Origin of the sequence: Actinomadura rubrobrunea NBRC 15275 (assembly GCF_001552235.1) — a bacterium.
GTDB lineage: Bacteria > Actinomycetota > Actinomycetes > Streptosporangiales > Streptosporangiaceae > Spirillospora > Spirillospora viridilutea.
Genome location: NZ_BCQU01000035.1, coordinates 23105 through 46759, shown reverse-complemented (window position 1 = coordinate 46759; position 23655 = coordinate 23105). Strand labels below are relative to the sequence as shown.

The following is a 23655-nucleotide window of genomic DNA, read 5'->3' as shown; positions in this document are numbered from 1 at the left end:
AGACCGTGCGCGAACGCCGCGGCCGGCGGAGAGGCGGTATGGGGCGGTTTCGGCGGTTCCGACGATTCTGACGGTTCCGACGTCTGGGCGTGGAAGCGCACGCCCCGCGCGGTCACCTCAGGCATCTGCTGAGTCCTCCAGGAATTCGGCGAGCAGGCGCGTCAGCGGCTCCCGCGCCGTGGTGTGCAGGTCGTGGCCTCCGTCCAGCACGTGGCGGCGGGACGCGGGCAGCGCCCGCGCCACCAGGTCGGCGGACGGCCGGAACGGCGAGTCGGCCCCGACCACGGTCAGCACCGGCAGGTCGCCGAGCGCGCGCAGCTCCTCGGCCGTCACCAGGGACTCGCGGGCCAGGTCGTCCAGCACGGTCGTCTCGTTCGCCAGCGCGGTCGCGCGCTGGGCCAGGCACCCGTCCCCGTCGAACCGGACGAGCTGTTCGGCGGCCTTGCGGTCGATCTTCGTGAACGGCGGATCGACCAGGGCGAGCCGGGTGACCCTGCCGGGGTGGGCGCGGGCGAACCGCACCGCGACCACCGCGCCGAAGCTGTGCCCGACGACGGCGAACGGGGGCAGGTCCCCGGTCAGGGCGGCCAGATCGGCGACCATGGTGGCGCTGTCATAACCGGTCGGGGGACGCTCGCTCAGGCCGTGCCCCCGCCAGTCCAGCAGCCGCACGGGGCGGGTCCGGGCGAGCTCGGGGGCCACGGTGTAGTACCAGGTGGCGATGCTGCCGGTGAACAGCCCGTGCAGCATCACCACCGGCTCTCCGTCGTCGGTCCCCATGTCGACGACGTGGAAGCGCAGGCCGCGCGCCAGCACCATGCCCATGACGCGGCCGGGTCAGAGGGCCGGCCGCGGACGCGGCGCGCGCGGCCGCATCGCGACGCGGTCGGCTGCGACGACGATTCGAACGACCCCGGCGGGCACGCCGCGCGCGGTCTCCCCTGCTGTCCTGGTCACTTCTCCCCCTTGTCCTCGGTGCGCCGGCGCTCGGTGGGCGCGCCGTGCGCGGCGACGGTCCAGGCGACGACGTGACCGTCCACCACGCGCGAGGCCACCTGAGTCACCGGCTCGTCCGGCGCGGCGCGCAGCCGGTCCACCAGCGCCTGCCGGTGCGCCGCCCGTTCCGACGCCTCCGCCCCGTCCGGTACCGGTGCGATGGCGATTCGGGCCGGTTCCGGGGCTGGACGGACCAGCGCGACGCCCAGCTCGGCGGCGCACGCGACGGCCGCGTTCAGTTCGGTGTCGAAGGGGCCGGTCACCCGGGGGTGCCCGGCGGCGTCGTCCTGCACGGTCAGTTCGGCGGGGAACAGCGGCCCGTGCCCGTGCTCCCACAGCCAGGTCCGCACGGCGTCCTTGACGGCGATGCGGCCCAGCAGCCACGGTCCTTGGGCATCCGGCGCGAGACGTTGGTAGTCGGCGCGCTCGGCGGCGCCCAGATACAGCCGCATCACCAGCTCGCGGGTCAGGGCCGAGTCCCAATGCTCGCGGGCCAGGCACCAGCCGCCCGGCTGCGGCTCTCCCGCACAGGTCAGCTCGGGACTGAACCTCATCCGCCACAACGCCTCGTCGGTGTACAGGCGGCGCATCGTCCAGCCGTGGAGGCGCGCCCACACCATGCCGTCGGCGCCGGCGACCTCCACGGCGTACCGCACTGCCGTGTCGGTGACGGTGAGGGGGCGGACGTTGGCGTCCAAACGCTCCCCCACCGGGGGCTGCGGGCCGTAGAAGAAAATCCGCTCGATTTCCGCGGAGAAGACGTTTTGGTCTTTCTCCCCGTACACCTGCATCCAGTGGCCGCACAACTGGCCTGCACCGTTGAGCAGCGCCCCGGGCGTGGGAAGCGAGACCAGCGTGCCGCGCACGCCGTCGCGTGTGACCGCGCCGATGTCGCAGACGCTCCGGTACAGCGGCCCTTGGGGCATCCAGCGTTCTTCGTAGAAGCGGGCGGCGTTCACCAGGGGCGGCCCCTCCCCCGCGATGGGGGCGCCTGCTTGCGGCGGCTTCGGATAGTGCGCGGCGAGCAGCACGGTGCCGTCGGCGTGGTCGCCGATGGCGACGCTGACCTCGCGCGGCACGCCGTCATGAGGCCGTCCCGCGGCGGTCGTGTGCGCGCGGATCTCGGCGCTCGTCGGCGGATCGGCCACCACCCACCGCCTGGCCCGCACGTCCCGGAAGCCGACGACCACCAGGTCGGGGAACAGCCGGCGGGCCGTCTCCCCCATCACCTCCAGCAGGGTCGTGAGCGGGACGACCGGGAATCGGTCGGACCTGTCCGGCCAGCCGGAAGGCTGCGGGATCATGCAGTGGTCGACGACGTAGGGCATCGTGTCCAGCGAGAACACGCGCGAGGCCGTCAGCCGCGCCGCCGCGGGAGCGCCGCCGCGGCCCCGGCCGGCGCGGGCGTCCAGGGCGCGCAGGACGGCCCGCGCGCTCTCCGCGGTCTCCCGCAGCAGCGCGTTCATCGCGGCCGCCACCGGGCCGTCGCCGGACGGCTCCGGCAGCGCGGCCTCGGCGGCGTCGTCCGCGGCGGACGCCAGGCGCAACGCGGGCACGGCGCCGTCGAGCCGGATCAGCGGGGCGCCCAGGTCGAGCCGCATCTCCCGCCCGCGGGCCGCCCCGTCCGCCGCGGTCAAGGCCGCCGCGGGCTCCGGCGGGACGACCCCGGTGAAGCACGCGTGCGCGGGCGGCTCTTCGAGGATCACATGGGCGTTGCAGCCGCCCAGGCCGAAGGCGTTCACCACCGCGCGGCGCGGCCCGGTCGCCGGGCGCTCCCACTCGGTGGCGCGGCGGACGGGACGCAGCCGGGTCCCCTCCACCGCCGGATGCGGATGGTCGACGTGCAGCGTCGGCGGCAGGACCGCGTCGCGCACCGCGCACGCCGCCTTGATCAGCCCGGCGGCCCCGCCCGCGGCCAGGGCGTGCCCGATCATCGACTTGATCGTGCCGAGGCCGAGCGGCGGCCCCTGCGCCCCGAACACCCGCAGCAGCGTCCGCAGCTCGGCCGCGTCGCCCGCGGGCGCGCCGGTGCCGTGCGCCTCCACCAGCCCGGCCGCGTCCGGCTCCGCCGGGTCCAGCCCGGCGTCCCGCCAGGCCCGCCGCACCGCCAGCACCTGGCCGTCGACCCGCGGGGCCAGGACGCCGTCGCCGCGGCCGTCGCTGGAGGTGCCCACGCCGCGCACCACCGCGTGGACGCGGTCGCCGTCGCGTTCGGCGTCGGCCAGCCGCTTGAGCAGGACGATCCCGGTGCCCTCGGCCAGCAGCGTGCCGTCGGCGGACCGGTCGAACGGCCGGATCAGACCGCTCGGGCTCAGCGCGCCCAGGTCGGCGAACACGCTCCACACGGTGGGGTGGTGGGCGTGGTGCACGGCCCCGGCCAGCATCGCGTCGCACTGCCGCGACCGCAGGGCCCGCACCGCGTGCTCGACGGCCACCAGCGCGGACGCGCACGCCGCGTCCAGCGTGTAGGCGGGGCCGCGCAGGTCGAACCGGTCGGCGATCAGCGAGGCCGCCAGGCTGGGCACGGCGGCCGCGGCACCGCCCGTCGCCGTCCGCTCGCGGAGGGCGGCGCGCAGCCGTTCCAGGCGCTCGCCGTCCAGCTCGGGGATCAGCTCCCGCAGCGTGACCAGGAGCTGCCGCACCGTGGTGACCCGCTGGTCGAGTCGCGCGACGCCCGGCGTGATGTGGCCGCCGCGGCCGATGACGACGCCGACCCGGGACCGGTCGGGCAGCCGCTCCTCGCCGCCCGCGTCGGCGATCGCCTCGGCGGCGGTGCGCAGCGCCAGCAGCTGGTCGGGCTCCATGTCCGCCGCGGCCGCGCGGGTGATGCCGAACCGGGCCGGGTCCACGGTGGCCAGCTCGTCGACGAACCCGCCGCGGCGCACGACGTCCTCGCCGGATCCGCCGGGCGCGGCGAGGGCGCGGCACAGGCCCTGGTCGCGGCGGTGCTCGGGCACGTCGGTGATCGCGTCGACTCCGGCGCGCACGTTGCGCCACAGCTCGGCCGCCGACCCGGCTCCGGGGAACACCGCCCCGAGGCCGACGATCGCGATCGGCTCGCTCACGGGGCGGTCCCGGTGAACACCACCTGCGCCTCGTCGCCGAACGCCAGCTCGCGCAGCAGCGCGGCCACGGCGGCGTCCGGGTCGAGCAGCGGCCCGTCGGCGGGCGCCGTCCCGCCGCCCCCGGCCCACGGGCCCCAGTCGGCGACGAGCACGCGGCCGCGCAGCTGGGCGCGCCACACGCGGGCCAGGGTGTCGCAGGCGTCCGCGGCGGCGGCGTGGTCGGCCCGGCCCGGGCAGCCGTACACGCCCGCCGTGCTGCCGAACACGACGAAGAACTTCAGGTCGCGGCGGACGGAGGCGGCCAGCGCGCACGCCCCGTCCACCTTGGTGCGGTAGACGCGGGCGAACGACTCCGGCTCCTTGTCGCGCACCGGGCGGTCCTCCAGCAGCCCCGCCCCGTGCACGACGCCGTCCAGCCTGCCGTGCCGGGCGTACACGTCCTCGACCACGGCCCGCACCGCCTGCGGGTCGCGGACGTCGACCGCGTGGTACCGGACGGACGCGGCCGAGCCGCGCAGCGCCTCCAGGGTCCGGCGGATCTCCCGCTCGGCGGTGATCCGCCGGATGGCCGCGTCGATCTCGGCGGGCGTGCGGGCCGCGCCCTGGGCGAGCAGCGCGCGGCGCAGCGCCGCCTCGTCCCGGGCCGCGGCGATCAGCGGGTCCTCGGTCGGCGGCGGCTGCGGGGTGCGGCCGACCAGCTCCAGGTGGCAGCCGGCGGCGCGGGCGAGCTCGCGGGCGAGCCGGGCGGTGACGCCGCGGGCGCCGCCGGTGAGCAGCACCACGCCGCCCGCGTCCAGGCCGAGGCGGGCGAGCGCCCGGCCGGTCCCCCCGGCGGACGGCGCGTCGGCGGGCCCGGCGGGGTCGGCGGGCGGTTCGGCGGGGACGACGACGAGCGTGCGGCGGCGGCCTTCGGCGTCGTAGCCGACCTCGACCGGCGCGTCCGCGGTCAGCAGTTCGGCCATGATGTGCTCGGCCACCGCGCGGGGGTTCTCCTTGGTGTCGACGTCCACCGCGCGGACCAGCACCTCGGGGTGCTCCTGCGCCAGGGTGCGCGCCAGCCCGCGCAGGCCCGCCCCGGCCGTCGGGTCGCCGGCGCCGCCGGCGAACTCGTGGCCGAACGTGCCGCCCGCGCCGGAGGCCAGCACCAGCCAGCGCAGCCCGCCCCGCAGCGCGTCGCGGATGCCGGCGTACGCCCCGGGCAGCATCGGCCCGGCGCCCGGCCGCAGCGCCGCCAGGTGGATCAGGCCGTCGCACGGCGCGTCCGGCTCCAGCGGCGTGCGGACCCGCGCGCCCTGCTGCTCCAGCAGGTCGGCCAGCTCGAGCGCGATGCCGCAGCCGTCGTCGACGATGAGGAACCGGCGGCCGTCGAACCGGCCCGCCGCCGGCTCGGCGGCCTGCGGGGACGCCAGCTCGGCCATCCGCACCACCTGCCGGACCGGCGGCACCGCCGCCGGCGGCTCCGGCGCGGGCGCCTCCTCCTGCGCGGCGGAGGCGGGGCGTTCCGGCTCCGGCTCCGATTCCGGGACGGGGCTCGGCCGCGGCTCGGGCACCGTGACGGTCGGCGCGCCGCGCGGCGCGTCCTGCGTCTCGGTCGGCGGCAGGTCGTCCCCGGTCCCCGCGTCGTCGGCGACGTCCTCGGCCGCGCCGAGGAAGCGCAGCATGACGTCGCGCTGCGCCGCGATCAGCTCGCGCATGACGCGCAGGTACTCCAGAACAGCGGCCTCGGCGGCGTCGCTCTGCGCGGACGGCGCACGGGCCGGGACGGAGCGCTCGTCCCCCTCGGCGTCCGTGCCCGTCGCCGGTGCTTGCGCGGCTCGTCCGGCGGGCTGCGGCGCGTCGGCCGGGCGTGCGTGCTCGGCTCGGATCGTGCGGCCGTTCACCGTCCAGCGCGGCGCGTCGGCCGGGCCGCCTGCGGCGACGGGACGCGCGTCCCGCCCGGCGAACAGCGCCGCCGCGTCCACCGGCACGCCCGCGACCGCCAGTTCGGCCAGCGCGCACAGCAGCCGCTCGATGCCGTCCTCGCCGGACGCGTCGCAGGCCACGGCGATGTGCGGACGGCCGTCGAGGATCTCGTCGACCAGCCCGGTCAGCGTCCCGCCCGGCCCGGCCTCGACGAACACGCGGGCGCCCGCGGCGTACATCGCCTCGATCTGCTCGACGAACCGGACCGGCGCGGCGACCTGCCCGGCCAGCGCGGCGGCCAGCTCCTCGGGGTCGGTGTCGTACGGCGCGGCGGTGGCGGCGGACCACACCGGGAAGGCGGGCGAGCGCAGGTCGCGGCGGGCCAGCTCGGCGCGCAGCGCGGACGACGCGCCCGCGACCAGCGGGCTGTGGAACGCGCAGGGCGCCGGGACCGGGCGGACGCGCAGGCCGCGGCCGTCCAGCTCGGCCGCGGCCCGCCGCACGGCCGCGGTCGTCCCGGAGATCACCACCTGGCGGGGGGCGTCGTGCCGGGCGACGACGACCCCGCCGACGCCGGCCAGGGCCCCGCGGACCTCGGACAGCGGGGCGTCCACGGCGGCCATCGCCCCCGGGTCGGCCGAGTCCGCGTCGCCGCCGCCCGCCCGGGTCGCGGCGAGGACGGCCTCGGCGCGGGCCGCGCTGATCGCGGTCAGGTCGTCCTCCCCGAACACCCCGGCCGCGCACAGCGCGGCCAGCTCGCCGTGGCCGTGCCCGGCGGCCATGTCGGGACGCACGCCCAGCTCGGTCAGCAGCCGGTGCACGGCCAGCCCGGCGATGCCCAGCGCGGGCTCCGCGACGCGGATGTCGGCCAGGGCCGCGCGCCGCCGTTCGGCGTCCTCGGGCGTGAACGAGGCCGGCGGGAACATCGCGGCGGCGTGGCGGCCGCCGTCCAGGCGCAGCAGCCGCTGCAGCCGCGGGAAGGCGATGAACAGGTCGGCGAGCACCCCGGGCCGCCTCCCGCCCTGCCCGGGGAACAGGAACGCCACCTGCCCCGGATCGACGGCGCCGGCGGCCCGCTCGGCGACGAACACCCCCGGCACCGCCTGGAACTCGCGGGCGGCGGCGAGCTTGTCGCGCAGATCGCCAAGTCCGGTGGCGACGATCGCGGCCTGCACCGGGCCGTCGTCGGCCGCGACCGTGCGCGCCAGGTCGCGCAGCCGCGCCCCGGACGCGGCCAGCTCGGCGAGCCGGTCCAGGCGCTCCCGGGCGGCGGCGCGGTCGGCGCCGCGGACGAGGAACAGCTCGGCGGGCCAGTGGTCCAGCCCGGACACCGGTTCGGACGCGCCCCGGTGTCCGGCCAGGACGGCGTGGAAACCGCCGCGGCTGAGACCGGCGTACCGCTCGCCCGGCGGCGCCGGCCAGGGACGCGCCCGCTCCCCGAACGCGAACGGACTGGTGGCGGGGTCCCAGGCGCGGTTGGGTTCGGTGACGTGCGGCGTGCCGGGCAGCACGCCGGCGTGCACGGCGCAGGCCACCTTGATCAGACCGGCGAGCGGGGCGGCGCTTCCGCTGTGCCCGATCTGGGACGTCACCGCCCCCAGGGCCACGCTGCCCGGCTCCGCCCCGGCCTCGGCGAACACGCGCGTGAGCGCCTCCAGTTCGGCGCGGTCGTCCTCCTCGGTGCCGGCGCCGTCCGCCTCGACCAGCCCCACGTCCGCAGGTGAGACGCCGGCGCGGGCGTAGGCCCGCTCCAGCGCCGTCCGCACGTCGTCCGCCCCGGCCACCGCTTTGATCACCGCGTAGACGCGGTCGCCGTCGCGTTCGGCGTCGTCCAGCCGCTTGAGCGCCACGCAGGCGGCGCCTTCGCCCGGCGCGATGCCGTCGGCGGACGCGTCGAACGGCGCGCACCGGCCCGACGGGCGCCGATTCCCCGCCGCGTCCGGGTCGGCGATCACGTCGGCGCCCCCGTACAGCACCATGTCGCTGGTGCCGCCCGTCAGCAGCCGGCACGCCTGTTCCAAGCCCTCCAGCGACGCGGCGCGGTCGGCGTCCGCGGTGCTGTGGGCGCCGCCCAGCCCGAGCCGGTCGGCGACGTGACCGGCGAGGCCCGCGCCGAAGACCACCGAGCAGCGGGGCCGGTCGAACGGACGGTCGGCGTACCCGGCGTCGGCCAGCGCCCGCGCCGCCACCTCCAGCGCCAGCACCCGCACCGGCTCGAGGGTCTCCGGCGACGCCTCCGCGACGCCGTGGCGGTGCGGGTCGACCGGCACGTCCGGCAGGACGGCCCCCTCGGCGGCCGCGTCGACGCCGCCGACGACGGCGGCCCAGTACTCCCCCGCGTCACGGGCGCCGGGGAACACGCAGCCGACGCCGACGATCGCGATGTCCGACGGCGGCGCCGCGTCCTCGGCGGGCCGGTCGGGCCGCGGCCGGGCCCGCGGCGCCGCGCGCCCCTCCGGCTCCTCCTCGGGGACGCGGATGCCGAGCGCCGCGGCCCGCCTCTCCAGGAAGCAGGTGGCTCCGGTGGTGACCTGCTCGTGCAGGTCGGTGATGGTGGTGGTGGCCGACCGCAGCGCCGCGACCTGCCCCATCATGTACAGGCCCTCGCGGTGCTGCTCGTCCGGGTCCAACGGCTGCGGCTGCCCCGCGGAGGCCGCGTCCCCGTCGGACGGCGCGGCCGATCCGTCGGCGTCGCCGCGGCGCAGGCCCTTGGCGGCGATGCCCAGCCGGCCGAGGTTGAGCTCCTCCAACTGCGCCCACATCTCGTGCGGCGGGGTGCCCGCCGCCTCCAGCTCGCGCCGCGCCCGCTCGAAGGCCTCCACGTACGGCGTGCGGGCGCACCGCGTCGCGTGCCCCGGCGAGGTCTCCAGCAGCGCGGTGCCCTCGCAGCTCAACGCCGTCTGCTGGAAACCGGGCTGGATCGCGCCCGCGGCCACCGCCTCGTAGGTGAACAGGTACGCGGTGCCCATGAGCACGCGGACGTCGGCGCCGCGTTCGGCCAGCGGCCCGGCCAGCGCCGCGACCATCGCGGCCGACCGCTCGTCGTGGATGCCGCCCGCGAACATCACCGACAGCTCGGAGGCGTCGCCGCCGGCGTGCTCGTCGGACCACCGCAGCAGCCGCTCGACCTGCGCGTCCCACAGCGGGAACGCCGCGCGCGGCCCCACGTGCCCGCCGCACTCCATGCCTTCGAAGACGAACCTGCGCGCCCCCTCGGCCAGAAACCGCTCCAGCAGCCCCGGCGACGAGACGTGCAGGTACGTCGCGACGCCCGCCTCCTCCAGGGACGCGGCCTGCGCGGGCCGCCCGCCCGCGATCAGCGCGAACGGCGGCGCCGCCGCGCGCACCGCCGCCAGCTGCTCCTCGCGCAGCTCCGGCGGCGCGAAGCCCAGGACGCCCACGCCCCACGGCCGGTCGCCCAGCCGGTCGGCGGTCTCCTCCAGCAGTCGGCGCGTCTGCGTGCCGCTCATCAGCGCCGGCGCCAGGAACGGCAGGCCGCCGTCCTGCGCGACCGCCGCGGCGAACGCCGACCGGTCGCTGACGCGCGTCATCGGGCCCTGCGCCACCGGGTACTCGCGCCCGGCGGGCGAGCCGGGCGGGTTGTCGGCGGGCGCCAGCGGCCGGGCCCGCACCGCGGCCCGCAGGTGCGCGGCGACCTGCTCGCGGATCGCCCGCACGACGCCGCCCGCGGTCTCGTACCGGGCGGCGAGCGGGGCGGCCAGCGCCCCGTCCTGCCCGACCGGCAGCAGCCGGGACCGCAGCCCGGTGGCGCCGAGCCGGGCGTTGACCTCCGCCGGGCCGAGGCCGTCCAGGTCGATCTCCGGCAGGTCGGGGCGGGCGTAGACGCGGTGTCCGCCCACCACGCGGGTCTCGCTGCCGTCCATGGCGGTCAGCGCGGCGACGACGTCGTCGGGCAGCTCCATCTCCCGGACCAGCGCGAACTGCACGTCCAGCACCACGCCGGCGGCGCCGCCCGCCACGGCGGCGGCGGCGCTGTGCGGGCCGATCCCGCCCGCCGCCCACACCGGCGCCTCGATCCCCGGGTCGCCGAGCAGCCGCTGCAGCAGCACGAACGTGGTGAGGTCGCCGACCCGGCCGCCCGCCTCGCCGCCGCGGGCGATCAGCCCGACCATGCGGGGGCCGCGGTCGCCGTCCTCGGACAGCTCCCGGCCGAGCCGCACCGCCGCCTCCGCCTCCGCCGGGTCGACGACCTCGACAAGCAGCCGCCGCCCGCGCGCCAGCGCCGCCACGTCGATCCGGTCGCCGGGCAGGCCGGGCGACGTCCTGCTCGCGGCCTTGCGCCGCTCGGCCTCCTCGCGGTCGAGCACGATGACGCCCTCGGTCGGCGCCGACGCCTCGACCTGCTGCTCGCGTCGGCGTTCGGCGGCCGGGATCACGCGGACGGACACCACGTCGTCCAGGTCGTCGTCCCCCAGAGGCGCGTCGGCGGCCTGGGACGTGCCGCCGGGCGGCGCGGGCGGCGGCACGGGCAGCGAGGGCGACGCGCCCGTTCCGCGCTTCATCGCGCCGCGCGCCCGAGGGATCGCGACCGGCAGGCCGCCCGGCGCGCTCTCGGGCGCGGATCCCGGGCCGCCGCCGTCGGACGTCGGAGGGGAGCCGCCGCCGGGGGCGGGCGCCGCGCGGTGCCCGCCGGGGCCGTGGTCGGCGACGCCGGCCAGGCCGAGCGCGGCGGCGTCGATGATGACGGTGTCGACGGCGTCCGGCAGGTCGTCCGGCCGGATGCCGCACCCGGCGGGGATGCGGACGCCGAACGAGCCGTCCCACCACCGGCCGACCTCCGCCAGGGCCTCGAGCGCGGCGGCCCGGTCGACGCCGAGGTCCAGCACGCCGAGGGCGCCGGCCCGGGCGGCGGCGACCGTCAGCCGCGGAACGGGTTGCCCGAACGGGGCCATGGCGACGATGTCGAACGGCGCCTCGTCGAACGGCGCCTCGCACGGCGCGCCGGACGGCGGCTGCGACGGCCTGTCGCCGCGCCCCGCGTCCGCCTCGCTCCGTTCCGCCCGCCGGACGGCCCGTCCGGTTCGAAGCTCGCCCTTGTCAGCCGTCATGCACTGCCCCCCGACGTTCCACCCTGGGCGCGGGCAGGGCCCGCGACGCTGGGCAGACTACGTTCGGCGACGAGACGAGCACTCAGGCGACACACCAGGGAGCGCGCTGATTACGCCTCTCCAAAGGCTTCCCTGGAAGGTCCCTTGACCAGCGAACACCCCGGATGCGGCGGGGCGTCGGCCGGCGGAGGGGTCAGACGGTGGCGGCCTCCCGGCGGTGCGCCCGGATGCCGTGGCGCAGGACGCCCTCGTCGAGCCACCGGTCCAGGTGCGTCCAGGCGTCCTCGCGGGCCGCGGGGCCGGTCAGCACGCCCAGGTGGCCGCCGGACGCGGTCACGAACCGCACCAGACCGGAGCCCGTGAGCAGCCGCGCGATCGAGCGGACGGCCGGGACGGGCGCCACCGCGTCGGCGCGTCCCGCGATCAGCAGGACGGGCGCCCGCACGTCCGCCAGCCGCGCCCGGCGGCCGCCGACCTCGATCCGGCCGCCGCGCGGCGCGTTCTCCCGCAGGTACGTCGCGTACACCTCGTGCGCGGCGCGCCCCGGCGCGGTGGGCATCATGCCGAGAAAATGATCGACCGCCTCCGCCTGCGCCAGGAACTCGGCGTTGTCAATGCGGGTCACAATCTTGTAAGGACGCAGCAGGTATTTGTCGACGTCGGCGATCCGGAAAACGTTTGCCAACACGGCGTTCGGCCGTTCGCCCAGCATCCGGGACAGGCCCGCGGACGGCGCCGGAACGGACACCGGTCCGGCCGGGACGGACACGGCGGCGACCGAGGCGATCGGCAGCGTGGAATCGGCGGCGGCCAGCAGGGAGAAGACGCCGCCCAGGGACCACCCCACCAGCTGCACGGGCTGGCCTCCGGCGTCGCGGCTGACCGCGCGGATCGCGGCGGGCAGCGTCCGGCCCGCCCACTCGGCCAGCGCGGCGCCGCGGTCGGCGAACCGCGGCGGGCCGGTGTCGATCAGGTAGCCGCGCCGTCCCCGGGCCACCACGTGTTCCACCAGGCTGCAGCCCCGCCGCAGGTCATAGCAGCGGGCGGGCGCGGCCAGCGGCGACACGAACAGCACCGGCGGCCCGGTGGGGATCACGCCCTCGGGCGGCCGGTAGCGGCGCAGGCACCCCCACGGCTCCAGCTCGGCCGCCTCGGCGGGCAGCGGGCGCAGGTCGGCGACGCGGCCGTTCAGCGCCTTGCGGACGAGGTTGGCCGCGGCGTCGCGCACGCTTCGGGGGGACGGCTTCATTTCGCTATTGTCCGCTCCATTCAACAAGCCCGGCGTGGAGAATCTCGCACCATTCTGCGAGAGCCTACGTTGAGCTTCATATCACATCCCTGTGAAGACCGCGTTAAATCCCCTTCGCCGACCCGGTCGCCGCGCACCGGAAACAAACCGCGAAAACGATGGGACGCGTGCGAAGGAACCGTGCGTTCCGTTTCCGGTCCCGCCGCGTGCGCCGTCCGGTTGCAACCGCCGCGGATTTCCCCGGCCGGACGCGGACGCCCGCCCGCGCGGAAGGCGCCGCCGCGCCGCGACGGAGGTCTAGGCTGGGAGACGTGGTGCAGGAGGGGCCTTTCGAGTACGGGACCGACGGGCCGAAGGTGATCGTCGCCGGCGTGGACGGCTCGGAGACGTCCCTCCGGGCGGCCTCCTACGCCTGGGGCCTGGCCCGCCGCAGCGGCGCCCGGCTGCTCCTGGTGCACGTCACCCCGCTGACGTCGCTGTCGACGCTCACCCCGGGCGGCGCGGCCGTGCTGTCCCAGGCCAGCGAGGAGATCGTCGACGAGCTGCGCGCGGAGCTGGAGCGGGCGGCGGCGCCGCACCGGGACGCGGTGCGGTACGAGCTGCTGGTCGAGCAGGGCGACGCCTACGCGGTGCTGTCGCGCGTCGCCGACGAGCATCGCGCCGACGCGGTGATCGTCGGCGCGTCGCAGCAGGCGGGGCACCGGCTGATCGGCTCGGTGGCGGTGCGGCTGGTCCGCGCCGGCCGCTGGCCGGTGACCGTGGTCCCCTGACGCCTCCCGCGCCCGACCGCCGCCGTCCCGTCGCCCATCACCGGGGCGCCCAGGTCGGGCTCGGCGGCCAGTGCATGGACCACGCGCCGGCGACCGCCAGCGCGCCGACGATGAGACAGCCCTCCACCAGATTGGTCACCGCGGTCGCGAGCGCGTCGACCAGCGGCGCGCTCATCGTCAGCGGCAGCACCGTCACCAGCAGCACGGCCAGCGCGCCGACCCAGCCGAAGGCGCGCAGCGGGCGGGCGGTCACGGACGCCAGCACGTTCAGCAGCGCGGTGCCCTGCAGCCCCGCGGCCGCCGCGCACAGCGCGTAGACGGCGGCCTGCGGGACGGCCTGGCCGCCCCCGCCGAACACGGGCACGTCGAACCCGAGCAGCCCGCGCAGCACGAGGACCCCGGTGAACGCCGTGAGCGCCGCGGCGGCGGTCACGGCGACGCCGCCGGCCCACAGCCGCCGTTCGTTCACCTCGGGCGGCAGCGAGAGGCTCTCGTGCAGCGCGACGAACCGCCGGTAGCGGGCCATGGCCGTCTCGACGGACCACTCCGAGCGTCCGATGCCGGCCTGGCAGCGGAAGGACCGCTGCCAGGCCCGCGGCGGCGCCCCATCACCGCCGCCGCGTCGCCGATGCTGGGCACGGTGCCCGGAGCGCTCCGTCCTGTGGCGGTCCCCGTCGGGCGAGTCGCCGGAGAACCGTCCGGACGGGGTCCCGGCCATGGCGCCTCCCCTTGTCCCCGACGCGAACGTGCCCGGGTGTTACCCGGCCACGTGCGGCGAACTCCCCAGGCATCGACACTTTGCGGTCATTTGATCCCCGTCCGGGACCTTTGGACGCGCGGGAGGTAACGTTTCGCTGCGGGAGAATGGGAACGGAATCTGCCTCGGGGGCTGAGTGACACCGGACGTACGCGAGTTCACCGTGGCGCAGGCGCGCGCCCTGATCCCGGAAGTGCGCGAACGCGCCGCGCGGATCGTCGAGCTGCGCGCGGACCTGGCCGAGCTCGCCCACGACCTGCGCACGTCGGGCTCGTCCCCGCTGGGCGGCAGGGCCGAGCTGAAGGCGCTCGAGGCGCGGCTGGACGAGCAGATCGCCTGGTTCACCGGTCAGGGCATCGAGATCAAGGGCATCGCGCCCTTCCTGATCGACTTCCCCGCCGTCCTGGACGGCCGCTCGGTCCGCCTGTGCTGGCTGGAGGGCGACGCCGAGCTGGCCTGGTACCACCGCACCGAGCTCGGCTTCGCGGGCCGCCGCCCCCTCCCCTGACCAGCGCCGATAAAGACAGCCGATAAAGACGGAGGGGGCTCCGGGAACTCCCCCCGCATCCCGGAACCCCCTGCTCATGGGGCGGCGCCTGCGGCGCGCGCCGGCGTCGTGCTCAGACCTGCCCGGCCCGCTCCAGCGCCGAGCAGCAGGTGTCCGTGATCAGCCGGGTCACCACGTACGGGTCGCAGTTGGCGTTCGGGCGGCGGTCCTCGATGTAGCCCTTCTTGTCCACCTCGACCTGCCAGGGGATGCGCACCGAGGCGCCCCGGTCCGCCACGCCGTAGCTGTACTCGCTCCACGGGGCGGTCTCGTGCATGCCGGTCAGACGCCGCTCGATGTCCGCGCCGTATCCGGCGATGTGCTCCTGGGCCTTGGCGCCCAGCGCCTCGCAGGCGGTGATGATCGGGTCGTAGCCTTCGCGCATCGCCTTGGTGGAGAAGTTGGTGTGCGCGCCCGCGCCGTTCCAGTCGCCGGCGACCGGCTTGGGGGCGAGCGTGGCGGCCACGCCGTAGTCCTCGGCGATGCGGTACAGCAGCCAGCGCGCCATCCACATCTGGTCGGCGACCTCGACCGGCCCGCCGGGGCCGATCTGGAACTCCCACTGGCCCGGCATGACCTCGGCGTTGATGCCCGAGATGTTCAGCCCGGCGGCCAGGCAGGCGTCCATGTGCCGCTCGACGATCTCACGTCCGAACACCTCGTCGGCGCCGACGCCGCAGTAGTAGAAGCCCTGCGGGGCGGGGAACCCGCGCTCGGGGAAGCCGAGCGGACGGCCGTCCTTGAAGAAGGTGTACTCCTGCTCCATGCCGAACCACGGCTCCTGGGCGGCCCACTTCTCCGCGACGGGCAGCAGCTTGGCGCGGTTGTTGCTCGGGTGCGGGGTGCCGTCGGGCACGTACACCTCGCACAGCACCAGCTTGTGGTCGCCGCCGCGCAGCGGGTCGGGGCAGGAGAACACCGGCTTGAGCACGCAGTCCGAGTTCTTGCCGGGCGCCTGGTTGGTGCTGGACCCGTCGAAACCCCAGTCCGGCAGGTCGGCGCCGTCGGGGAGGATCTTGGTCTTCGAACGCAGCCGAGCGGTCGGCTCGGTGCCGTCGATCCAGATGTACTCGGCCTTGTAGGTCAAGGTGCGATCCCTTCGTCGTGCCGGGCCGGCGGTTTCGACCCCAAGCAGGCTGACAACGCCCGATTTCGGACCTGTTGCCCGTATGTGAACGCCGTGTTAACCAGCCCTTTGACCAGCCGCGATCCCACCCGACCCCTGTTTGGGACGCCCCTGACGTCCCCAAAACGGCCACCGCCGCCGCTCGCCCGACAAGGCGAGGTCGCGTCCGCGCGACACCCCGCATGGTCCCGACCGAACCCCAACAAAGCCCCATGACATGGGCAAACCCATCGACAAGGATGCCGCCGCCACCCTTACCGGTCGGTCGGACGGGGCTACCGTGAAGAGAAGGATGCAGGGAGGACTCGTCCTCCTGTAAACGGGGGCTCCCGGCCAACGGGGGGCGAGCCAGGGCGAGATCGTCTCGTCCCAGGCACCGGAAGGTGGTGTGCATGAGATGACGCACCCGGCAGACATCGAGCGGCATCCCGACATAGCCGAGTTGCGCACGCGGTACGAGCTCGCCGCGGCGAGTCCCACCGCCCAGGCCCTGGACGGGCTCACCGTGCTCGCCGGGCTCTACCTGGCGCTCTCTCCATGGATCGTGGGGTTCAACTACCTGGGCCCGATCACGGTGAACAACCTGATCACCGGCCTCGCCGTCGCGGGGCTGGGACTGGGCTTCGCCCTGGCGTTCGGCCGCACGTACGGCATCGCCTGGATCGCGCCCGTCATCGGCATATGGACGATCATCTCGCCGTGGGTGATCGCCGGCGGCATGGAGACGACCGGGACGATCGTCAGCAACGTCGTGGTTGGGGCGATCATCCTCGTCCTGGGCCTGGCCACCCTGGGCCTCGCGGGCACCCGCGCCATGGCGATGCGCCGGAGGTGACCTTCCGCAGCTCGCGGCCTCGCCCGCACACCGCGGCGGGGACCGCGAAAGGCCCCGCCCCCGCTGCCCGGGGACGGGGCCACTTGACGTCCGCACCCGCTCGGCGAGACTGACGGGGTGATGGTCAAGACCCTGCGCCCCCGCGACTACAACGAGGCCCTGTACGTCGGACACTTCTTCCGCAACAAGCGCATCCCGGTCGTGATGGATCTGACCGAGCTGCCCGACGACGTGGCACGCCGGTTCGTCGACTTCGCCGCGGGCCTGGTCTTCGGCCGTCGCGGCGACATGGAACGTTTGAGCCCGAAGGTCTTCCTGCTCGTCCCCGCAGGCCAGCCCAAGCCCACCGTCATCCCCGCCCCATCCGCCTGACCACGCCAAGAACACCCGCTCCGCTTGACCGGACCCGTCCGTGTCACGCTCCCTGGCCCCGCCCCCACGCGGCCCCCCAGCATCCGCTAACCCCAATCCAAGAGCAGGCCGCGGCGGGTCCGGCCGCGGTGCAGGGTGGTGATGGCTGGGCGAGGTCCGGTGTGGGGGTGTGGGGTGGTCGTCGGCGGCGGGGATGGGATGTCGAGGACGGCCTGGCACGGCCCCGCGCTGAGACACGCCGACGACCACAACGTCCGGCCAGGCCTCCGCGGAGCCATCCGAGCCGACAGGCCAGCGGCCCCATATGAGGTCACCGAGAGCTCGCGCAGAGCGGACGGCCAAGATGCTCATGGTGTGGAGATCGCCGAAGGCTCAAGCCCTCAAGAACGCGGCCGCGCTCCAGCGGCGCTGGACGCGGCGACGTTAACAACGGCCGGCTCGCACCCCCAGGAGCCATTCAAGCCGACAGGCCATCCGCCACGCCGATGAGGCCAGCCCAAAGCCTGCGCGAAGCGGACGGCCAATGTTTTCACGGGTATCGAGATCGCCGAAGCCTCACGCCCCCAAGAGCGCGCCCCCGTGCCAGGGGCACTGGACACGGTCACCACCACGACGTCCACGGCCTCCAGGAGCCATTCAAGCCAACGGGCGAGCGACCGGTCGAGCGACATCGGCCCCGTGGACAAGGTCAGCCAGAGCCCGTGCAAGGCAGATGGCCGACGTGTTCATGGGGGGCGAAATCGCCCAAGACTCAAGACACCCAAGCGCGCGGCCCGCACAGAGTCGCTGGACGCGGCCACGACCACGAGGTCCAGCCCGGTCCCCAGGAGCCATTCAATCCAACGGGCCAGCGACCGGTCGTAGCATCATCGGCTTGCGATGAGCTCGGTCAGAGGGAGCGCAGCCGTTCGCGGGGCCTGCTCTCTGGACGTTTCGGCTGCTCAGCCACGGGCACGGCCGAGAAGGTCAGCGACGTCCTCGTCCATCGCCGCGGGACGAAGACCCAGGAATCGCGCCGTGCAGACCTTCCTTCCACACGCGGATTTCGCCGCCACCGCCCACGTCCTCGATCAGCGCAGGCTCGGCAAGCAGCGCGTGGAGGTGATCCAGGTGCTGCGCGGACTCACGGTGCCTGGGTACGGGTGGCGGCACCACCCGGTCGTGCGGATGTGGATGGGGTACGAGGAGGCGCTGGTCCGCTACGGCTTGGAGATCTGCCGCCGCTGGTGCGCCCTCGGCCACAACGACACCTGCGCCGCCACGCTGACGTCCGAGCTACTGACCGCCAAGGGCACCGACCATCCGCGCTCTCAGCCGGAGCTGGCCGCGTCCGGGCAGCTACCGCCTTGGCTGGGCGATCCGGCGCTGCACCTCAGCCACCGCTCCGCGCTGATCCGCAAGGACCCCGAGTTCTACGGTCCGATCTTCCCCGACGTCCCCGCTGACCTCCCGTACGTCTGGCCCCGCTCCGACCGCGACACAACCCCAACCCCGCAGGCCAAGCACCCACCCGTCCCGTAGCCGCCCACTCAGGACTGGGAAATCTCAGGTGCTGTCGAGGTGTCCTCTTGCTGGCTGCGGACCATGTCGCCTCGCTTGCCGGGGCTCAGCTTGATGATGGCGTGGTCATTCGGGCCGCCGCTCAGGTACGCCTCGCTGATCACGTAGGGGCAGCGGTCGACGCGAATGCGGATTTCATCGTTGTCGTACGCGAGCACGCGCACGGTGCGCCCATCGGGGAGTTTAAGCGTCTCCACGAAGATGGTCTTCGGGGACTCGGGCTTGTCTGCCATGCAGACTCCTCAGGTCCTACAGGACAGAGTCGGCAGCACCCTCGCCTACAGACGTGGGCCCTACGGCGTATGGGCTGCCGCCGTGTCACGCCGCACCCGTCTTGCTCGGCGTCTCATCTGCAAAATCCTGCCGTCGTCACGTGTTCCATGCTGCCGTCAAGGCCAGCTTGATCTCCTCTGGCGGGTGGAGTGCCCAGCCCGGGGGTACTCGACGGAAACGGTAACGATTCGGCTGGACCGCTGTTGCGATCGCGGCTCCACTGCGAGTGTGGCAAGGCGTCACCGAGAACCAACGTGCACCACTGAACCGCGCACCACCAGAGAAGCACTGATCTTCGAGGGCCGATGTCACCGCCACAGCTGAATCAACAACACCGCGGCGACCTCAAGCAGTGGCAGCGTCAACGCCTTCTCGAGGGGGCCGCGAGGCTGCTGGGTTGGCATGGTCGCCTCATCGAGGTCAAGGTGCTGGACCTGCGCGTGCATGTGGTCGGGGAGCTGGACGTCGCCGAGCACAACCGCCGTGTCGCCGAAAGCCGTCCCCCAGTGGTGGACCCGTTGTTGCTGCGGTGCCTCCTCGCCGAAAATCCCGAATTCGCCGCTCGTCCCGCACCTGTACGGGTGGCAGGGGCTTTGGCCGCAGCACAACGGTGGCAATCAGCATTGCGGCCGCTGGGTGGGTTCGTAGCCTTTGGACCCCGGGCAGCAGTGGTCCCAGCCGCGCAGGCTTGCTCCTCACGACTGGCGATGGTGGCCTTGGTGCACGGCTTTGGCGTGATCGCCCACGATCCTGCTCCTTTTCATGCAGCGACTGCCGACCTGACATTCGACGAGGAAGTGCAACACGAGCAGCGCAGGACCTGCCGATTGGCGATAGTGCACCATCCCGACCTCCAGCGTCCGACACATCGCACCTGGGTGCACCGGCTGGTCGAAGAGGTTGTCTATGGCGCGTTCATGCAATCCGCCCCTACCACCTGCAGATCAGCGACGCCCTGACTAGGCCAGATTCACGGGTGCAGAGCCAGCCAGCTCTTGAGGAATCCGGGCTTCTGCCATTGATAGCGGTCAACCAAACCGAGAGCGTCGTACAACCAGAGTGCATCGCTGCATCTGAAATGCCACCAGATTCGGCGTCGCTCACCTGGGGACAGCCAAGCAAGCTCTTCTCGTCGCTCGAGTAGCGCTGCGAGCGTGTGTCGGCCCGCCTCAGCTGCGACCATGCCCGGAGGAATAGTCCCCAGCCAGGCCAATTCGCGGCCCTCGCAGACCGGGCAGGGGCAGCGCCATATCAGCTCATCAGAGGCATCTGCGTAGACTCGGAGGATTTTTGCTATCGAGGTGATGGTCAGCACGGGATCGAGCAGCGCACTGGGACTGCCATGCCGCTTGAAGGGTGTGACGGGATACAGATGCCGCAAGCTACTGCGCATCCCGACCGCTGTCCACACCGCACCGTAGGCCAATGCCCCCAACGCAGATACATCGGTCGACAGCAGCGCGGTGGGAACCGGTCCGTCCAGCACTTCCACCAGTCCCTCGACCGCCACTCGCGTTCCCAGTGGGTCGGCCTCGTGTTCGAGTACGAGCGCAACCGGGACGCCGTAGGCCTTGATCTGCGCGATCAACAACGAGCGGTCCTCACGCAGCCATCGGCGATGGAGGGGCAGCACCGCCCACACTCCACCGGCGGGCGTCCCCTCCCGGTCGATGTAGCGAGCGGTCTGTCCCAGCACTGCGGTCAGCGCCGCCAGGTCTCCCTGACCGATGTATCCAGAATCGGTGAGCACCGCCGCGGTACCGAGCTGCCGCTGCTTTCTCAGCCACCTCTGGCAGAACGGTTCAGTCCCCCGAACACGCTTATCGGTGGCGTATCGACGCCGATCCACCAGCACAGGCCGCGCGATCTTGTAGTGCTCTAGGGCCGCTAGAGCACCGTCCAAAGCATCGGGGCCTGTCAACACCAGCCCCGATCCCTCACGGCCCGACAGTTCCGCTACATCAGGCAGGTCCTTGGTGCTCGCCTGAACGAACAGGCCATCAGTCAACGGCCCGGTACGGCGGCCTGGCCACCTTGTCGACGTCGCTGTTCCAGGACCTGGATCAGAGCCCATCACGGGCCTCCTGGGGAAAGGACCCGCACAACTGGCGACCTCTACAAGGCCGACCAACCCTCAGATACCACCAAAGTAAGTAGATCAATCACATATGGCCGTCACCGTACGTCAACACTTCACTAACCCCAGCTGCTCGCCACCGCTCTTGATCCCAAGGGGCGGAATTCGGGAATGATCACTAGCGTAGAGGCGGGTTAGCGCATGGCCGTAATGGCGTGGACGATGGCCGCGGTGTCGGTGAGGTCGGGGAACACGATGGCGGCCCCTGCATCGCGGAGCTCATCGGCGGTCGTGCGGTCAGAGGCGACCGCGATGACTTGGGCTCCGCCCGTCAGAGCAGCGTCCACGTCGCTGACGGTGTCGCCGATGATGACCGTCCTCTCTGGGGCGAACGTGACGCCGTAGCGCTGGCTGGCACGCTGACGTGCGATACCAACCAGGTTCGGGCGCGCCGGATCGTCGGTCCCATAGGCGCCAATGTTCAGATCGAGCTTGTCGTCAACTTCGAAGGCACGCAGCTTCTCAACTGCTGACGGATGCGGGTTTCCGGTCAAGACGGTCTGCGTGATGCCAGGAAGTTCGGCGAGTGCTGCGAGCACTTCGCGAGCACCAGGAAGGACTCGTCCTCGTCGGCGCATGTCGTCGGCTCGGGCGCGGTAGCCGGCGGACTGAACCTCGACGAACCTGGGGAAGTAGCCGCCAGGGTCCTCGATGCCGTACATGTCCAAGGTCTCACGAAAAATGACCTGTTCGGTGCGGCCGGTCACCTCGGCCATCTCGTTGATCTTTCGGCCGGTGACCTGCTCGAAGGCATCCTTGAACACCTCACTCCCGACTCCGCCGGTCTCAATCAGCATGTGATCGATGTCCCACAGAACGAGCTTGCGCACTGGCTCGGCCACGTGTTCGTGTCCTCCTGGTGTCGCGGTCACACACTGGTCCGGACGGTCGCCGTCCCTCCAATCCATCCTTCCGGTGCAGCGCGAACGAGGCCATCACGAAGTGACGTAAAGCGTCCATGACGGGTTCAAGCCGCCTCATCATCATCCACGCTCCGGGCGGCGGGAGCGCGGGGCCGGTGCGGCGACACAAACACCGGCATCCTCATCCCAAGAGCGGAATTCAGCAAGATCCTGCCGCGCAGACCGACCTACCTACGTAATCCTGTGACCGGCTAACGTTGCTCGCGTGACGGAGCGCGATGAGACCTCGAAGCGTTGGATCAGGCACGGCGAAAGAACCATCTACGACAACCGATGGATCCGGCTAACGCTCGTTGACGTCGAACTTCCGGACGGTCAGCGATTCGAACACCATGTGGCGCATCTGCTTCCTGCGGCTATGACTGCCATCCTGGATGACAAGAACCGCATTCTCATGATGTGGCGACACCGGTTCGTGACAGACCGCTGGGGTTGGGAGCTTCCCGGCGGACTGGTCGATCCGGGCGAGGACCCTGCCGTGGCAGCGGCTCGTGAGCTTGAAGAGGAAACCGGCCTACGACCGCGGTCACTCGAACATCTCGTCAGCTTTCAGCCGATGGTCGGAATGGTTGACTCTGAGCACCACGTCTTTCTCGCTCGGGGCGCTGACCGCATCGGTGAACCGACCGAGCTGACCGAGGCTCAGCGCTTGCAGTGGATCCCACTCGCCGAGATCCCCAAGCTTATCGCTCGCGGCGAGATTTGGAACTCGGGAACTCTCGTCGCCGTCCTTCATGTACTTGCAGGCCTCAAAGGACGGTCAGCGTGACCCGTGCGGCAAGTTGATCGATTCGACGCTGTTGGCGTACCGAACCTGCGCGTTTCGCAAGTTGGGCGGCAGCGTCGATCTCCGTTCGCGCCTCGACGATCTCACCTTGAGCGAACAGGGCGCTTGCCAGGTCGCACCGAAGACCTGCCTCCGCTCGGGCGTATACACCCGGTTCCATGGCGGAGAATGCACTCTTGAGATCATCGATGGCTTCGGCGTCCCCGAAGTGAACAAGACAGTTTCCACGCCATCGGGCCAGGTGTGCTGCATTGAGCACAACGAACGGCAGATCAGCATCACCGTCCCCGACGGGCAGCAGACGCATTGCCTTATCGATAGATTTGCGACACAACTCCTCGTCTCTGCGACCTGGGAGCGCACAACCCGCCACTATCTCAGCTTCGACCATCTTGAGCCACGCCCTTAGACGGGCAGGAATGAACTTACTGTAATTCGCGTAGGCGTCCGACACAAGTTCACGAGCGTCGACATACTGCTCAAGGTCGAACAGGACATAAGCCTGTTCTCCCTGCGCAAACGCCAGAAGTGCACAGTCTTCGGCTTCACGGGCGGCATGTTTGGCTCGTTCGAAATGGTCCCACGCGGCGGCAGGGTTGCCCGCGTCGACGGCTTGCCATCCAGCCAGAGCGGAAGAGTCGGCGAGTATGCAGGCAAGGCATCGGCGCACTTTGCCCGGCAAGCTGTACCGGAGCGTCGTCTCCAATTGCCTGATATGAGCTTTCATTCTTTCGGCGGCGGCAACGTTGCCCAGACGGCGATCAAGGAGCCGGATGTTCTCGGTTTCGTTCCGGAGAACGGCGATCACTTCCGCATCGACCGCCTTCGCGGTGCACAGTCGCTCTATCAGCGCGGCACGATCCTCGGGAGCCGGGCTTGCCGCTGGGACGTCGGGCTTCCGACGGCGTGGCGCAAGGCCGAAGTTGATTCGGGCATGGTCCGGCATGTCGAGACCATCGGCTATGCGCTCGATGACCTCGAAGGCCGTCACCTTGCTTCCGCCGGGCTTCATGATTTGACTGACCTTGCCCTGGGCCAGGCCACACATGATCGCGATCTTGGTTTGGCTGGCTCCCGCGTACTGGCGGAGCAGGCGAAACAGCCAACCGACGTCGCGAGCCTTCAGGGCCTCAGTCATCTCTGGCCGTCGCCACAGCGAATCAGGAATGATGATCGGATCTGATGCCCGTTCCGACATCTCTGGTCCCTTTTGTGTCGTGCGGTGCCGTCACCGCTGACCCTATATCCCATCAAGGGATATCGCCGGGGAATCTCTCCGAGGAATGG

17 protein-coding genes are annotated in these 23655 nt (G+C 72.8%); 7 read left to right on the top strand and 10 right to left on the bottom strand.

Annotated features, from left to right (window positions below; genetic code table 11):
* Positions 1 to 117: 117 nt before the first annotated feature.
* The 4 genes from AR3_RS13430 to AR3_RS13415 all read right to left on the bottom strand — a co-directional run bounded on the left by AR3_RS13430 (position 118) and on the right by AR3_RS13415 (position 12281).
* Positions 118 to 825, bottom strand: coding sequence for an alpha/beta fold hydrolase (locus tag AR3_RS13430; RefSeq protein WP_067913901.1), 708 nt, complete (start codon positions 823 to 825; stop codon positions 118 to 120).
* Positions 826 to 953: 128 nt separating this feature from the next.
* Positions 954 to 4061 carry a polyketide synthase family protein gene (locus tag AR3_RS31705; RefSeq protein WP_067913899.1) on the bottom strand — a complete coding sequence of 1036 codons (3108 nt, stop codon included), beginning with the start codon at positions 4059 to 4061 and terminating at the stop codon, positions 954 to 956.
* Positions 4058 to 11032 carry a type I polyketide synthase gene (locus AR3_RS13420; RefSeq protein WP_067913896.1) on the bottom strand — a complete coding sequence of 2325 codons (6975 nt, stop codon included), beginning with the start codon at positions 11030 to 11032 and terminating at the stop codon, positions 4058 to 4060. Before AR3_RS13420 ends, AR3_RS31705 begins: the two co-directional genes overlap by 4 nt.
* A gap of 193 nt (positions 11033 to 11225) precedes the next feature.
* The gene (locus AR3_RS13415; RefSeq protein ID WP_067913893.1) at positions 11226 to 12281 is read right to left on the bottom strand and encodes a polyhydroxyalkanoate synthase family protein; all 1056 of its coding nucleotides are present in this window, start codon (positions 12279 to 12281) and stop codon (positions 11226 to 11228) included.
* Between the two features lie 314 nt (positions 12282 to 12595).
* On the opposite strand from AR3_RS13415, the gene AR3_RS13410 reads away from it, so the two are divergent.
* Positions 12596 to 13051 carry a universal stress protein gene (locus AR3_RS13410; RefSeq protein WP_227023066.1) on the top strand — a complete coding sequence of 152 codons (456 nt, stop codon included), beginning with the start codon at positions 12596 to 12598 and terminating at the stop codon, positions 13049 to 13051.
* 37 nt (positions 13052 to 13088) lie between these two features.
* Here AR3_RS13410 and AR3_RS13405 read toward each other — a convergent pair whose 3' ends face one another.
* Positions 13089 to 13769 carry a DUF6069 family protein gene (locus tag AR3_RS13405; RefSeq protein ID WP_067913888.1) on the bottom strand — a complete coding sequence of 227 codons (681 nt, stop codon included), beginning with the start codon at positions 13767 to 13769 and terminating at the stop codon, positions 13089 to 13091.
* Between the two features lie 175 nt (positions 13770 to 13944).
* On the opposite strand from AR3_RS13405, the gene AR3_RS13400 reads away from it, so the two are divergent.
* Positions 13945 to 14316: a DUF2203 domain-containing protein gene (locus AR3_RS13400; protein WP_067913885.1), complete on the top strand. Its 372-nt coding sequence runs from the start codon at positions 13945 to 13947 to the stop codon at positions 14314 to 14316.
* Between the two features lie 112 nt (positions 14317 to 14428).
* On the opposite strand, the gene glnII is transcribed toward AR3_RS13400, so the two are convergent.
* The gene (gene glnII, locus AR3_RS13395; RefSeq protein ID WP_067913882.1) at positions 14429 to 15442 is read right to left on the bottom strand and encodes a glutamine synthetase; all 1014 of its coding nucleotides are present in this window, start codon (positions 15440 to 15442) and stop codon (positions 14429 to 14431) included.
* Between the two features lie 436 nt (positions 15443 to 15878).
* Between glnII and AR3_RS13390 the strand changes: the two genes are divergently transcribed.
* From AR3_RS13390 to AR3_RS13380, 3 genes are all read left to right on the top strand, one after another.
* Entirely contained in the window at positions 15879 to 16316 is a 438-nt protein-coding gene (locus tag AR3_RS13390; RefSeq protein WP_067913880.1) for an SPW repeat protein, read from the top strand.
* 120 nt (positions 16317 to 16436) lie between these two features.
* A complete protein-coding gene (locus AR3_RS13385; RefSeq protein WP_067913877.1) occupies positions 16437 to 16688 on the top strand; it encodes a cell division protein SepF in 252 nt (83 codons plus the stop codon).
* A 1017-nt stretch (positions 16689 to 17705) separates the two neighbouring features.
* Complete coding sequence (locus tag AR3_RS13380) at positions 17706 to 18209, top strand: MSMEG_6728 family protein (protein WP_067913874.1); 504 nt, start codon at positions 17706 to 17708, stop codon at positions 18207 to 18209.
* A gap of 8 nt (positions 18210 to 18217) precedes the next feature.
* On the opposite strand, the gene AR3_RS13375 is transcribed toward AR3_RS13380, so the two are convergent.
* The gene (locus AR3_RS13375; RefSeq protein ID WP_067913871.1) at positions 18218 to 18481 is read right to left on the bottom strand and encodes a hypothetical protein; all 264 of its coding nucleotides are present in this window, start codon (positions 18479 to 18481) and stop codon (positions 18218 to 18220) included.
* A 345-nt stretch (positions 18482 to 18826) separates the two neighbouring features.
* Here AR3_RS13375 and AR3_RS30535 point away from each other — a divergent pair, with 345 nt between their 5' ends.
* Complete coding sequence (locus tag AR3_RS30535) at positions 18827 to 19480, top strand: hypothetical protein (protein WP_146150221.1); 654 nt, start codon at positions 18827 to 18829, stop codon at positions 19478 to 19480.
* Positions 19481 to 19491: 11 nt separating this feature from the next.
* Here the strand turns inward: AR3_RS30535 and AR3_RS30530 are convergent, their stop codons facing one another.
* Positions 19492 to 20529, bottom strand: coding sequence for a hypothetical protein (locus tag AR3_RS30530; RefSeq protein ID WP_146150222.1), 1038 nt, complete (start codon positions 20527 to 20529; stop codon positions 19492 to 19494).
* Between the two features lie 263 nt (positions 20530 to 20792).
* A complete protein-coding gene (locus AR3_RS13365; RefSeq protein WP_169803827.1) occupies positions 20793 to 21500 on the bottom strand; it encodes an HAD family hydrolase in 708 nt (235 codons plus the stop codon).
* 286 nt (positions 21501 to 21786) lie between these two features.
* Between AR3_RS13365 and AR3_RS29605 the strand changes: the two genes are divergently transcribed.
* Positions 21787 to 22350, top strand: coding sequence for an NUDIX hydrolase (locus AR3_RS29605; RefSeq protein WP_083951460.1), 564 nt, complete (start codon positions 21787 to 21789; stop codon positions 22348 to 22350).
* On the opposite strand, the gene AR3_RS30525 is transcribed toward AR3_RS29605, so the two are convergent.
* Positions 22331 to 23566, bottom strand: coding sequence for an NsdA family TPR-like regulatory protein (locus AR3_RS30525; RefSeq protein WP_146150223.1), 1236 nt, complete (start codon positions 23564 to 23566; stop codon positions 22331 to 22333). The genes AR3_RS29605 and AR3_RS30525 overlap by 20 nt on opposite strands.
* Between the last annotated feature and the right edge of the window lie 89 nt (positions 23567 to 23655).